The organism is Pseudoxanthomonas putridarboris, assembly GCF_038321125.1.
Lineage (GTDB): Bacteria > Pseudomonadota > Gammaproteobacteria > Xanthomonadales > Xanthomonadaceae > Pseudoxanthomonas_A > Pseudoxanthomonas_A putridarboris.
In genome coordinates this window covers 733,841-746,757 of sequence record NZ_JBBWWT010000002.1, presented here as the reverse complement: position 1 = coordinate 746,757, position 12,917 = coordinate 733,841, and the positions used below count along the sequence as shown (strand labels likewise).

Below are 12,917 nucleotides of genomic sequence, written 5' to 3'. Positions count from 1 at the left end.
CGGCTGTCTGTGAGATCGCCCTGGGGCGCGATGCTTTTCAGCGTTCCATGAAGCAAGAGCATCGCGCCCCAGGGCGCTCCTACAAGATTACGATGCAGAGGATGCGGCGTCCTTCTTCGGCTTGGACAACAGTTCCAAGGCCTTGCCGACCATCGCGAACGCGAAGGCGCCGGTGATGTGCGTGGCCGCGCCCAGGCCGACGCCGCAGTCCAGTTTCAGCGCCGCATCCGCGCCCAGTTGCGGGCGCAGGCCGCAGACGCTGCCGTCGGCCTGCGGATACTTGACGTTCTCCAGCGAATACACCGCCTGTACGCCGAAATAGCGGTCGGGATTCTTGGGGAAGTTGAAATCGCTGCGCAACTTCTTGCGCACCAGCGCCAGCAATGCGTCGTGCTCGGTGCGGGACAGGTCGCGCAGGCGGATCTGGGTGGGATCGGTACGCCCGCCCGCCGAACCGGACACCACGATGGGCAGCTTGCGGCGGCGGCACCACGCGATCATCTCCACCTTGACGCGGAAGCTGTCGCACGCGTCCAGCACCAGGTCGAAGCCGCGGTCGAGCAGTTCGGCCATGTTGCCGCCGGTAAGGAACATCGGCACCGCGTCCACCTCGATCAACGGATTGATCGCGCGGCAACGCTCGGCCATGGCCTCGGCCTTGTTGCGGCCGTAGTGGCCCTCCAGCGCCGGCAACTGCCGGTTGGTGTTGGACACGCAGATGTCGTCGGCGTCGATCAGCGTCAGGTGGCCCACGCCCGAACGCGCCAGCGCCTCGACCACCCACGATCCCACGCCGCCCATGCCGACGATGGCGACACGGCTGTGCGCATGGCGCTCGACCGCGCCCCGCCCGTACAGGCGGTCGATGCCGGCGAAACGATCCCGGAGTTCTTTCTTCATCCGGCCATTGTAAACGTGGCGGAAACTGCGACGGCCGTCGTACCATCACACCGTACCATCGCGCCATCACCCCAGAAGGAGCCCGCCTCATGGCCAGCCAGCCCGCCAAGTCGTCCAACGCCTCACGCTATTTCTTCCTGTTCCTGATCGGCCTGGTGGTGGGCGCGATCTGCACGGTCATGGCTTTGCGCGCGCTGCAGGCACGCAAGGACCATTTCCCCGACAGCGTGATGCACGTGATGTCCAAGCATTCCGGGCTGCTGGCCGACAAGGTGAAGCAGAACCGCTGCGCCGCCACCGACACCGTGCCGCACGTGCGCGCACTGCGCACGATGGCCAACGACCTGGAACTGGCGTTCCCGAACCTGGCCGACGATCCGCGCTTCGGCACGCATGCCAGCCAGTTCCGCGCGCACCTCGACGCCACGCTGGGCGCGCCGCCCACCGACTGCACCGCCGCCGGTGCGGTGGTGAAGCAGGTCGGGGAAAGCTGCAAGGGCTGCCACCAGGATTTCCGCGGCTGAACTCGCGCTGACACCTCGGGCCGCGAAAGCGGCCCGATTGCCACGGCGTTCACGTGGACGGGGAGACGATGCGGCCATGCGATGTGAAGCATCGCACGCGGCCCGCATGCCGCGCCCGACAACTCAGGAGAACCGCATGAAGACCCGACTGATCGCTCTTGGCATCACCACCTGCGTCGCGTTGGCAGGCTGCGCCAGCACATCTCCTGGTTATGGCAGCGGCTACGGTGGCGGTTACAACAACCCCGCCCCGTCCAATCGCTATTGCGCCGACTGCGGCATCGTCGAACGCATCGACGTGGTGTCGGGCGGGACACCCTCGCGCACGGGCGCCGTGCTCGGTGGCATCGTGGGCGCCGTCGCCGGTCGCCAGATCTCCGACCGCACCGGTGGCAGCGAAGGCAACAAGAACGTCTCCACCGTCGCAGGCGCCGTTGCCGGCGCCGCGACCGGCAACGCGATCCAGAACCGCAACAACGGCGAGAGCTACAACCTCACCGTGCGCATGGACGATGGCCGTCGCGTGACCATCAACCAGAACGACCTGGGCGGCATCCGCGAGAACACCTACGTGCGCGTGCAGAACGGTCGCGTGGTGCTGCGCTGAGGCGCGTCGCGCCACAAGCCAGGAAATCGAAATCGCGGAGCCCGCTATCCGCGCATGCCGGCCCCGATGCCGGCCAAAGAAAAAGCCCGGTCGATGCCGGGCTTTTTCCTGTGGCGTCCGCGCGGTGGCGCGCGGGTCCGGCCTTCGGGTCAGAGCGCCTGCACGGCGTCCGCCTGCAGGCCCTTCTGGCCCTGCACGACGGTGAAGCTGACCTTCTGGCCTTCCTTCAGGCTCTTGAAGCCCTGGCTCTGGATGGCGCGGAAGTGCACGAACACGTCTTCGCCATTTTCGCGGCTGATAAAGCCGAAGCCCTTGGCATCGTTGAACCATTTCACGGTCCCGGTTTCACGATCAGACATCTACTTGCTCCTTGGAACGGGTGGTGGATACGCCTCTCGGCGGCTGGTTGCAAGGAGGACGCGAGGTACAAGCGATGTAGCGGATCATGGATCTACCCCATCAGGCCACGATTCACGGTGACCTTGGCAACGGCAGCGCCCGAACAGTAACGCGGCAATTGTGAAAATGCAAACGCTTCCCCGACCCCCTCGACGACGTCCCAACCCCTTGATTCCCTAGGAGAATTACGTGGACATCCACATGCTCTACTACGCCCTGGCCGTGCTGCTGATCCTGGTGGGCATCGCCGGCGTGATCCTGCCCGCCCTGCCCGGCCTGCCGCTGGTCTTCGCCGGCATGCTGCTGGCCGCCTGGGCGGGCGATTTCCAGCAGGTCGGCTGGGTCGCGCTGGTGGCGCTGGGATTGCTGACCCTGCTGTCGATCGCCGTGGACGTGTTCGCCACCGCGATCGGCGCGCAGCGGGTCGGGGCCAGCAAGAAAGCGCTGCTGGGCGCGGTGCTGGGCACGTTCGCGGGACTGTTCTTCATGCCCATCGGCCTGTTCGTGGGACCGTTCGCGGGGGCGCTGCTGGGCGAACTCTGGCATGGCCGCGAGCTGCGCCAGGCCGCCAAGGTGGGGCTGGCGACATGGCTGGGCATCGTGCTGGGCGTGGTGCTGAAACTGGGACTGGCGTTCGCGATGGTGGGCCTGTTCCTGTTCGCCTGGTTCCTCTGATCGCAAGTAAACGCGTGTATCTCGCTGCCTGCGGCAGAATGTCCCCCTGTACTTCTTGTGGATCGAGCTCCCTTCGCATGACGCATCGCACCCGACTGCTGCCGTTGGTAATCGGCATTACCTTGTCCATCGCCGCCCAGGCTCAGGAATACGTCCCGGCCGTGGCCACCCCGGAAGCCTGCCTGTCCATCGAAAGCGACGCCGTGCGCCTGGCCTGCTACGACGCCGCGCTGGGGCGAGACGCGCGCGATACCCGCAGGGCCGACGAGGAAGCACAGGCCGCCAAAGCCGCCAAGGCCGCCGAGGCGCAGGCGGCCGCCGAGGCGGAAAGAAACCCGGACGCGCCGCTGAGCGAGCGTGCCCGCCGGCGGCTGGGGGCCTGGTTCCGCGCGGACGATCCCGCCGACGCCGACCTGATCGCCAACGCCGGCCGCGGTTCGCTGCTGGACAGCCGTTGGGAACTGGCCAAGGACTCCAAGCTGGGCGTGTTCCAGATGCGCGGCTACAAGCCGGTCTACCTGCTGCCCGCGTTCTGGACCAGCAGCACCAACGAAACGCCCTTCTCTCCCAATCCCGACAACACGGTCACCGAGCCGCAGGACCTGCAGGACGTGGAGACCAAGTTCCAGTTCAGCTTCAAGACCAAGTTCGCCGAGAACCTGTTCGGCGACAACGGCGACCTGTGGGGCGCCTACACGCAGAGTTCGCGCTGGCAGGTCTTCAACAGCGAGGAATCGCGTCCGTTCCGCGAGACCAACTACGAACCGGAAGTGATGCTGGTCTTCCGCAACAACTACAGCCTCGGCGAATGGAAGGGCCGCATGGCCGGCGTCGGCCTCAACCACCAGTCCAACGGCCGTGGCGATCCGCTGTCGCGCAGCTGGAACCGGGTGATCGCCACCATCGGCCTGGACCGCGACAACTGGGCGCTGGTGCTGCGGCCGTGGTGGCGGGTGCCGGACGGCAACGACGACGACAACCCGGACATCGAGGATTACATCGGCCGCGGCGACGCCATGCTCACCTACACCCGCAACGGCCACATGCTGACCGTGCTGGGCCGGCACACGCTGCGCGGCGGCGACGATTCGCGCGGGGCGCTGCAGGTGGACTACGGCTTCCCGATCAACGGCACCTTCCGCGCGCACCTGCAGTTCTTCCACGGCTACGGCGAAAGCCTGATCGACTACAACCACAAGGCGACGTACCTCGGCCTGGGGATTTCGTTGCTGGATTGGTATTGAGGGAGGGTGGGTTCCTGGTTCCTGGTTCCTGGTTCCTGGTTCCTGGTTCCTGGTTCCTGGTTGTGGGTTGTGGGTTGTGGGTTGTGGGTTGTGGGTTGTGGGTTGTGGGTTGCGGGTTGCGGGTTGCGGGTTGCGGGTTGCGGGTTGCGGGTCGGCAAGGGCCTTGCAGCCTGCATTTAATGTGACAGCACGGTGCTCGCACCGATCCATCGCCTGCGGCTATGCTGCGGGCTGGCCCACCCACCCGTTCGCGCATGGCCCGTCAACGTCGCTCGTTCTTCGCCTACTCCGCCGCCCTGCTCGGGCTGCTCAGCCTGATGGCGGTGTTGTGCTTCCACTTTCCCGAGTTGCTGACCAGCAAGGAATTCCGCGCGGTCTACAACGAACAGTTCGCCCGCCACCTGTTGCTGGTGGGACTGGCCGCCGCGTTCGGCATGGGCACACTGGCCATCCTGCGCGACCGCAACAAGCGGGTGGCGCTGATCGGCGTGGGCAGCGCCACACTGGCGGTGCTGCTGGGCGGCACCAATGTGCAGTTCGACAGCATCGGCAAGACACCCTACTCGCTGGGGCTGGACTGGTTCGTGATTTCGCTGTTCTTCTCGGCGCTGGTGTTCGTGCCGCTGGAACACTACCTGGGCCAGCGCCGCATCTCGCCGCTGCGTTCGGGCTGGCGCACGGACGTGGCCTACTTCTTCATGAGCCACGTGCTGGTGCAGTTCATCCTGATCCTGGTGACCGCATCGACCTCGACCATCGCCGGGCTGGCCGCCTTCCCCGCCCTGAAGGATGCGATCCAGTCGCTGCCGGTGTGGGCGCAGTTCCTGATCGCCGTCTTCGTGGCCGATCTGGCGCAGGCGCTGCTGCACCGGGCGTACCACAACGTGCCGTGGCTGTGGCGCTTCCACGCCGTGCACCACTCCAGCCGCGAGATGGACTGGCTGGCCGGCTCGCGCATCCACTTCGTCGAGATCGTGCTGACCCGCAGCGCGGTGCTGCTGCCGCTGCTGATCCTGGGTTTCTCCGCGTCGGCGGTGAACGCGTACGTGATCCTGGTCGGCCTGCAAGCCGTATTGGCGCACGCCAACCTGGGCATCCGCTTCGGCTGGCTGGAATACCTGCTGGTGCTACCGCGCTACCACCATTGGCATCACGCGCGGCACAAGGAATATCTGGACGTCAATTACGCCATCCATCTGCCGCTGGTGGACATGCTGATGGGGACGTTCAAGCTGCCGAAGCGGCAGGAGGAATGGCCGGAGGAATACGGCGTGATGAAACTGGAGACGGTGCCGCGCGGCATCCTGCGCCAGCATCTGATGCCGTTCCAGGGCGGGAAAAAGTTCGACGATTACGTGAAGTGAAACCGGCTTCCTGTAGGAGCGACGTGAGTCGCGACCGCACGGCCGAACAGGCGGGGACGTCATTCCTCGCGATGCACATGGAGCGTGGTGGCGCGTGCTGTCACAGCCTCCTGCCATCGCCAATCCGCGGTCGCGACTCACGTCGCTCCTACAGTGACTCCGTTCGGATCAGGTCCAGTCGGTCAGGCCTTCGCGGGCGTAGACTTCCTTGAAGCTGGGCAACGCCTTCATGCGCTGCGCATGGGCATGCAACACCGGCCACGTATCGCTGGGGCGCGGCATGTTGCGCGACCAGCGCATCAGCATGGTCAGCAGGAAGTCCACGGCGGTGCGCTGCGCGCCCAGCAGGTAGGGACCGTGGCTTTCCAGGTGATCGGCCACGTACTGCCAGGCGTTCTCGATCTTCTGCCGAGCATGCCGCTGGCTGGCTTCGGTGTTCTCCGCGCCGGCGACCTCGTCGGCGTAGAACCACGCGCGGTAGGCCGGCATCAGCGTGTTGGCGCAGAACAGCATCCAGCGGTAGTACTGCGCCCGCTGCGTGGTGGCCACCGCCGGCGCCAGTTCGGCGCGCGGATGCAGGTCGGCCAGGTGCATCAGGATGGCGGCCGTCTCGGTGATCACCTGCCCGTCCATGACCAACGTGGGCACCACGCCGGCCGGATTGAGCTTCAGGTAATCGGCGGATTTCTGTTCGCGCCTGTCGAAGTCCAGTTCATGCAGTTCGTGCGGCACGCCCAGTTCGATCAGCAGCCAATGCACGACCAGGCTGGCGGTGCTGCGGGAATAGTAGAGCGTGGCGGGCATGCAGGACTCCTGGAATCGAAGCCCCTCTCCCACCGGGAGAGGGGTTGGGGTGAGGGGCGATGGAAGTCGGGATGAGTCGGGCATCTTGACTTCGTTCTCCCCTCATCCATCCTTCGGGCACCTTCTCCCGATGGGAGAATGGAGCAGCACTTACGCCACCACCACCGGGATCTTGCCGATGCGGGCCTGCCATTCCTTCGGGCCGGTCTGGTGCACCGAGGTGCCCTGCGAATCGACGGCGACGGTGACCGGCATGTCCTGCACGTCGAATTCGTAGATCGCCTCCATGCCCAGGTCGGCGAAGCCGACGACCCTGGCGGCCTTGATCGCCTTCGAGACGAGATAGGCCGCGCCGCCGACCGCCATCAGGTAGGCCGATTGGTGCTTCCTGATCGCCTCGATGGCCGCGGGGCCGCGCTCGGCCTTGCCGACCATGCCCAGCAGGCCGGTTTGCGCCAGCACCTGCTCGGTGAACTTGTCCATGCGGGTGGCGGTGGTCGGGCCGGCCGGGCCGACCACTTCGTCGCGCACCGGATCGACCGGGCCGACGTAGTAGATGAAGCGGCCCTTCAAATCGACGGGCAATGCCTCGCCCTTGTTGAGCATGTCCACCATGCGCTTGTGCGCGGCGTCGCGGCCGGTCAGAAGCTTGCCGTTGAGCAGCAGCACCTCGCCCGGTTTCCAGCCGGCGACATCCTCGCGGGTCAGCGTGTCGAGGTCGACGCGGCGGCCCTTGGAGGCGTCGTAGGTCAGCTGCGGCCAGTCCTCCAGCGACGGCGGGTCCAGCATCACCGGGCCGCTGCCGTCCAGGGTGAAGTGCGCGTGGCGGGTGGCGGCGCAGTTGGGGATCATCGCCACCGGCAGGTTGGCCGCGTGGGTGGGGTAATCCTTGACCTTGATGTCGAGCACCGTGGTCAGGCCGCCCAGGCCCTGCGCGCCGATGCCCAGCGCGTTGACCTTCTCGTACAGTTCCAGCCGCAGTTCCTCGGCGCGGTTGGACGGACCGCGCTGCTGCAGGTCGGTGATGTCGATGGGTTCCATCAACGACTCCTTGGCCAGCAGCATCGCCTTCTCGGCGGTGCCGCCGATGCCGATGCCCAGCATGCCCGGCGGGCACCAGCCGGCGCCCATGGTCGGCACGGTCTTCAGCACCCAGTCGACGATGGAGTCGGACGGGTTGAGCATGGCGAACTTGGACTTGGCCTCCGAGCCGCCGCCCTTGGCCGCGACGATCACGTCGACCTTGTCGCCCGGCACCACCTTGAAGTTGACCACGCCCGGCGTGTTGTCCTTCGTATTGGTGCGCTTGCCGGCCGGATCGGCCAGCACGCTGGCGCGCAGCTTGTTGTCCGGATGGTTGTAGGCGCGGCGCACGCCTTCGTGGACCATGTCCTCCACGCCCATGGTGGCGTCGTCCCAGCGCACGTCCATGCCGATCTCGAGGAACACGGTGACGATGCCGGTGTCCTGGCAGATCGGGCGGTGGCCCTCGGCGCACATGCGCGAATTGATCAGGATCTGGGCGATGGCGTCCTTGGCGGCCGGCGATTCCTCGCGCTCGTAGGCGGCGGCGAGGTTCCGGATGTAATCGACGGGATGGTAATAACTGATGTACTGCAGGGCGTCGGCGACGCTCTGGATGAGATCTTCCTGCTTGATCGTGCTCATAAAGGCGGGGTCACGGCTGGCTCGGGCGCTGGCGGGGGTTGCGCCGCCGATTTTACCCGAGCGGACGCGCACCGATTGCACGGAAGGCCGATCCCTGCCACTTTTCCTGTTGCCCGTTGGAGACCCCCATGCCCTCGAGTCCTCGCCTGCTGATGTGCCCTCCCCTGCATTTCGGGGTGGATTACGTGATCAATCCCTGGATGCAAGGCCGGATAGGCAGCGCCGTGCCGCTGCGCGCGCAGGCGCAGTGGGATGCGCTGCACGCGGCGTTGTCGGCGCTGGCCGACATCCAGACCGCGCGGCCCGGTCCCGGGCTGCCGGACATGCCGTTCGCCGCCAATGCCGGGCTGGTGCTGGAGGACACGTTCGTGGTCAGCCGCTTCCTGCATCCGCAGCGCCAGGGCGAGGCGCCGCTGTTCGCCGACTGGTTCCGCGAACGCGGCTGGAACGTGCGCGAACTGCCCGCCGGCATCGCCTTCGAGGGCGCCGGCGATGCGTTGCTGGACCGGGCGGCGCCGCGGCTGTGGCTCGGCCATGGCCATCGCAGCGATGCGGCGGCGGCCCCGGCGCTGGCCGACCTGCTCGACATCGAGACGATCCCGCTGCGGCTGACCGATCCGCGCTTCTACCACCTCGACACCTGCTTCTGTCCGTTGCAGGGTGGCGGCCTGCTGTACTACCCGCCGGCTTTCGACGAACCGGCGCAGGCGGCCATCGCCGCGCGGGTACCGGCCGGGCAGCGGATCGCCGTGGGCGAAGCGGACGCGCTGGACTTCGCCTGCAATGCCATCAGCATCGGCGACACCGTGGTGCTGAACCGTGCCAGCCCCGGCTTGCGGGACGCGCTGGCGCGGGCGGGCTTCAGCGTGGTGGAAATCGCACTGGACGAATTCCTGAAAGCCGGCGGCTCGGCCAAATGCCTGACCCTGCGGCTGGACGAACCGCGGCTGAGCGAAACGGTCGCCGGCTGATCGCGCGCCCGTGTCACGCCGGACCACCCTGCCCCGTCCTGGCCGCATGAACGAAGAAAACACCTTCGAAACCCACCGCCCGCGGCTGTTCGGGCTGTCCTACCGGCTGCTGGGCAGCCGCAGCGACGCCGAGGACGTGGTGCAGGACGCCTGGCTGCGCTGGCAGCAGGCCGACCACGCCAGCATCCGCGACCCGGAGGCCTGGCTGGTCACGGCCGCCACGCGGCTGGGCATCGACCGCCTGCGCGCCGCGCGCGTGCAGCGCGGGCGCTACGTCGGCCCGTGGTTGCCCGAACCGGCCGAGATCGACGAAGCACCCGGCCCCGACCACCACGCCGAGCGGGCCGAACAGGTGTCGCTGGCCTTCCTGGCCGTGCTGGAGCGGCTGGGACCGGAGGAACGCGCGGCCTACCTGCTGAAGGAAGCCTTCGATTACGAATATGCCCAGATCGCGCCGTTGCTGGGCCAGAGCGAGGCCAACTGCCGGCAGATGGTCCACCGCGCCCGCGAACGCGTGCAGGCGGCGCGACCGCGCTTCGAAGTGGAGCCCGAACGCCACCGCAAGCTGCTGGAGCGTTTCATGCACGCGGCCAGTCGCGGGGACCAGACCGCCATCACCGCGCTGCTGCGCGAGGATGCGCGGCTGGTGTCCGACGGCGGTGGCAAGGCGCTGGCGGTCATCCGCCCGCTGCTGGGGCGCGAGCGCATCGCGCGGCTGTTCTGGGCCGCGTACCGGCGGCGCGATCCGGCCATCGAGTGGCGCATGGGCATGGTCAACGGCGAACCGGCCATCCTGCGCTACCGCACTGGCAAGCTGGCGGCGGTGATGGTGGCTACCACCGATGGTGAGCGGATCGTCGAACTGTTGAACGTGGCGAATCCGGACAAACTGGGCGCGGGTGTCACGCCGGATCCCGGTCGCGCGTCCTGGTAGCGAAAGCGGCCACGGTGGCCGTTACGGAAGCGAAGCACCACCATGAAATTCCATCGCGTCAAATACCCCAAGTACGTTCCCGAAGCCTTCCGCGGCCTGCTCGCCGCCAGCCAGAGCCTTCACGACGGCAAGCTGGACAAGGCGTTGGTCGATCTGATCTTCCTGCGCGTCTCGCAGATCAACGGCTGCGCGTTCTGCCTGGACATGCACGCCACCGCGCTGCGCAAGGCCGGCATCGAACCGCGCAAGATCGACACCGTCGCCGGCTGGCGCGACAGCCGCTTCTTCGATGCCCGCGAAGGCGCCGCGCTGGCCTGGGCCGAGCAACTCACCGCCCTGCCCTCCGGCGCCCCGGCCGATGCGACCTATGAAGCCCTCAAGACGCACTTCGACGAACACGAGATCGCCGAACTGACCATGGCCGTCGCCACCATCAACGCCTGGAACCGTCTCGGCGTGGGCCTGCACCCGGTACTGCCGTAAGGTCGGCGCGGGAAGGCAGGCTCCGGCCGATGCGCCCAAGCGTGCGCATCGGCCGACGAGCCGTTGCCGCAACGCCATCGCCGCGGGGGTAGCATGTCGCCATCCGCGTCTTCGCCGAGCCCGCCATGGCCATCGCCGCCCCTCATCCGCTGGACCTGCCGCGCCAGCACCTGTTCTGGCTGTTGCACCTGGGTGGGTGGGGCGCCTATTTCAGCCAGGGCTACCTGGCCGCGATCGCCCACGGCAAGCCGTCCGGTTACTGGGTGGTGCCGCTGACCGCCGCCGTCACCGGCGCCACCGTCACCCTCGGCCTGCGGTTCCTGCTGCGGACCTTCTGGGGCCTGTCGCCGCGCCGCCTGCTGGCGGTGATGGTGCTGCCCATCCTGGCCAGCTCGGCCATCATGGACATGGTCACCCGCGAAGTGCTGGTCGAATTCTGCGAAACCTGCAAGCCGGCCAACCACATGGCCTTCGTGGCGTATTCGCTGGGCTACATCTACGTGGTGCTGGCCTGGGTGGGTATGTACTTGGGCATCAAGTACTACCGCCAGTTGCAGAACGAGACCCAGCGCGCGCTGGCCGCGCGCAGCATGGCCCACCAGGCGCAGCTGAAGATGCTGCGCTACCAGTTGAACCCGCACTTCCTGTTCAACACGCTCAACGCCATCTCCACCCTGATCCTGGACCGCGACAACGCCACCGCCAACCGCATGGTGCAGGGCCTGTCGGCGTTCCTGCGCCACTCGCTGGACAACGACCCGATGCAGCGCGTGACCCTGCGGCAGGAACTGGACGCGCTGACGCTGTACCTGGACATCGAGAAGATCCGCTTCGCCGAACGCCTGCGCATCGAGACCGGCATCGACGAGGACTGCTGGCGCGCGCTGCTGCCCAGCCTGCTGCTGCAGCCGCTGGTGGAGAACGCCATCAAGTACGCCGTGGCCAAGCAGGTGGCCGGCGGCCTGCTGCGGATCGAGGCCGAGCGCGAAGGCGCCCAGCTGATCCTGCGCGTGATCGACGACGGCCCGGGCTGCAACAGCCTGGAAGGCGACACGTTGCCGCCCGGCAAGGGCGTGGGCCTGCGCAATACGCGCGAGCGCCTCAACGTGCTGTACGGCGAGGCCGGCGGATTCTCGGTGCGCAACCGCGAGCGCGGCATCGAGGTGACGCTGCGGCTTCCCTACGAGACTTCGCAGACCTTCGGGGATTGAGCCATGGACAGCGCCCGCCACGCCGCCGCCACGCCCCGCAACGAAAGCGCGGCGCGCCTGCGGGCGCTGATCGTCGACGACGAACCCCTGGCCCGGCGCGGACTGGAAATCCGCCTGCAAGCCCATCCGGACGTGGAGATCGTCGGCCAGTACGGCGACGGCGCCTCCGCCATCGCCGGGCTGCGCGAACACCAGGCCGACCTGATGTTCCTCGACGTGCAGATGCCGGGCATGGACGGCTTCGCCACGCTGCGCGCCATTCCCGCGCGGGAAATGCCGCTGGTGGTCTTCGTCACCGCCTACGACCACTACGCCATCCGCGCCTTCGAAGCCTCCGCCACCGACTACCTACTCAAGCCGGTCGAGGAATCCCGGCTGGAACAGGCCCTGGCGCGCGTGCGCAGCGCACGCGCGCAGCGCGAGGCCAGCGGACACTGCGCGCAGCTGCTGGGCCTGCTGGGCGAACTGAGCGGCCGCCCGCCGCTGGACCTGGACGAGGCCCTGAAGCCCGATGCGCTGGAACAGCTGCGCCGCGAGGAAAAACTCGCCGTGCGCGATGGCGGCCGTACCGTGCGCGTGGACCTGCGCAGCATCCGCTGGATCGATGCCGCCGGCGACTACATGTGCATCCACACCGACGGCGATGCCCCCAACGGCAACACGCTGATCCTGCGCGCCACCATGCGCGAGATGGAGAAACAGCTGGACCCGCAGCGTTTCCCGCGCATCCACCGCTCCACCATCGTCAATGCGCAGCGCGTGGTGGAGCTTCGCCCGCACACCAACGGCGAAAGCTACCTGCGCCTGGACTGCGGCCAGGAACTCAAGCTGTCGCGCAGCTACCGCGACAAGCTGTCCGTGCTGTTGTAATCGCCACGCCCCCTGTAGGAGCGACGTGAGTCGCGACCGAAAGAAAGAAGACCCTTTCAGCCACGGATTGACGCGGATAACCGCTGACAAGACTTCAGCTTCATCCGCGGGATCCGTGTCAATCCGCGGCCAAAGCTTCTTCGTGGTCCGCGGTCGCGACTCACGTCGCTCCTACGGCGCGTAACCGGGATTCTCAGGCCTCGGTTCACCGCGCGGCGTCCACCACTCACCGCAACACATGACTATCGGACCATAAGGTCCGA

General features: G+C 67.2%; 14 protein-coding genes. 10 read left to right on the top strand and 4 right to left on the bottom strand.

The window, feature by feature from the left end:
• Window positions 1–87: 87 nt before the first annotated feature.
• On the bottom strand, window positions 88–900 hold the full coding sequence (locus AAD027_RS07330) for a tRNA threonylcarbamoyladenosine dehydratase (RefSeq protein WP_341725351.1): 813 nt from the start codon (window positions 898–900) through the stop codon (window positions 88–90).
• 89 nt (window positions 901–989) lie between these two features.
• On the opposite strand from AAD027_RS07330, the gene AAD027_RS07325 reads away from it, so the two are divergent.
• Together AAD027_RS07325 and AAD027_RS07320 are read left to right on the top strand one after the other, a co-directional pair.
• Complete coding sequence (locus AAD027_RS07325) at window positions 990–1,424, top strand: hypothetical protein (RefSeq protein WP_341725350.1); 435 nt, start codon at window positions 990–992, stop codon at window positions 1,422–1,424.
• A 136-nt stretch (window positions 1,425–1,560) separates the two neighbouring features.
• Window positions 1,561–2,031 carry a glycine zipper 2TM domain-containing protein gene (locus AAD027_RS07320; protein ID WP_341725349.1) on the top strand — a complete coding sequence of 157 codons (471 nt, stop codon included), beginning with the start codon at window positions 1,561–1,563 and terminating at the stop codon, window positions 2,029–2,031.
• Window positions 2,032–2,180: 149 nt separating this feature from the next.
• Here the strand turns inward: AAD027_RS07320 and AAD027_RS07315 are convergent, their stop codons facing one another.
• Window positions 2,181–2,390 carry a cold-shock protein gene (locus AAD027_RS07315; RefSeq protein WP_267792250.1) on the bottom strand — a complete coding sequence of 70 codons (210 nt, stop codon included), beginning with the start codon at window positions 2,388–2,390 and terminating at the stop codon, window positions 2,181–2,183.
• Window positions 2,391–2,619: 229 nt separating this feature from the next.
• Between AAD027_RS07315 and AAD027_RS07310 the strand changes: the two genes are divergently transcribed.
• The 3 genes from AAD027_RS07310 to AAD027_RS07300 all read left to right on the top strand — a co-directional run bounded on the left by AAD027_RS07310 (window position 2,620) and on the right by AAD027_RS07300 (window position 5,713).
• On the top strand, window positions 2,620–3,105 hold the full coding sequence (locus AAD027_RS07310) for a DUF456 domain-containing protein (protein WP_341725348.1): 486 nt from the start codon (window positions 2,620–2,622) through the stop codon (window positions 3,103–3,105).
• Between the two features lie 77 nt (window positions 3,106–3,182).
• On the top strand, window positions 3,183–4,349 hold the full coding sequence (locus AAD027_RS07305) for a phospholipase A (protein WP_341725347.1): 1,167 nt from the start codon (window positions 3,183–3,185) through the stop codon (window positions 4,347–4,349).
• A gap of 254 nt (window positions 4,350–4,603) precedes the next feature.
• The gene (locus AAD027_RS07300) at window positions 4,604–5,713 is read left to right on the top strand and encodes a sterol desaturase family protein (protein ID WP_341725346.1); all 1,110 of its coding nucleotides are present in this window, start codon (window positions 4,604–4,606) and stop codon (window positions 5,711–5,713) included.
• Window positions 5,714–5,881: 168 nt separating this feature from the next.
• Here the strand turns inward: AAD027_RS07300 and AAD027_RS07295 are convergent, their stop codons facing one another.
• Complete coding sequence (locus tag AAD027_RS07295; RefSeq protein ID WP_341725345.1) at window positions 5,882–6,517, bottom strand: glutathione S-transferase family protein; 636 nt, start codon at window positions 6,515–6,517, stop codon at window positions 5,882–5,884.
• A 150-nt stretch (window positions 6,518–6,667) separates the two neighbouring features.
• Window positions 6,668–8,185, bottom strand: coding sequence for a fumarate hydratase (locus AAD027_RS07290; RefSeq protein ID WP_341725344.1), 1,518 nt, complete (start codon window positions 8,183–8,185; stop codon window positions 6,668–6,670).
• Window positions 8,186–8,313: 128 nt separating this feature from the next.
• On the opposite strand from AAD027_RS07290, the gene AAD027_RS07285 reads away from it, so the two are divergent.
• The 5 genes from AAD027_RS07285 to AAD027_RS07265 all read left to right on the top strand — a co-directional run bounded on the left by AAD027_RS07285 (window position 8,314) and on the right by AAD027_RS07265 (window position 12,654).
• Window positions 8,314–9,156, top strand: a complete 843-nt coding sequence (locus AAD027_RS07285; protein WP_341725343.1) for a dimethylarginine dimethylaminohydrolase family protein — start codon at window positions 8,314–8,316, stop codon at window positions 9,154–9,156.
• A 46-nt stretch (window positions 9,157–9,202) separates the two neighbouring features.
• Window positions 9,203–10,090 (top strand): RNA polymerase sigma-70 factor, encoded by an 888-nt coding sequence (locus tag AAD027_RS07280; RefSeq protein ID WP_341725342.1) that lies wholly within the window; start codon window positions 9,203–9,205, stop codon window positions 10,088–10,090.
• 42 nt (window positions 10,091–10,132) lie between these two features.
• A complete protein-coding gene (locus AAD027_RS07275) occupies window positions 10,133–10,573 on the top strand; it encodes a carboxymuconolactone decarboxylase family protein (RefSeq protein ID WP_341725341.1) in 441 nt (146 codons plus the stop codon).
• A 125-nt stretch (window positions 10,574–10,698) separates the two neighbouring features.
• Window positions 10,699–11,784, top strand: coding sequence for a sensor histidine kinase (locus AAD027_RS07270; protein ID WP_341725340.1), 1,086 nt, complete (start codon window positions 10,699–10,701; stop codon window positions 11,782–11,784).
• 3 nt (window positions 11,785–11,787) lie between these two features.
• Window positions 11,788–12,654, top strand: coding sequence for a LytR/AlgR family response regulator transcription factor (locus tag AAD027_RS07265; protein ID WP_341725339.1), 867 nt, complete (start codon window positions 11,788–11,790; stop codon window positions 12,652–12,654).
• Window positions 12,655–12,917 lie beyond the last annotated feature (263 nt).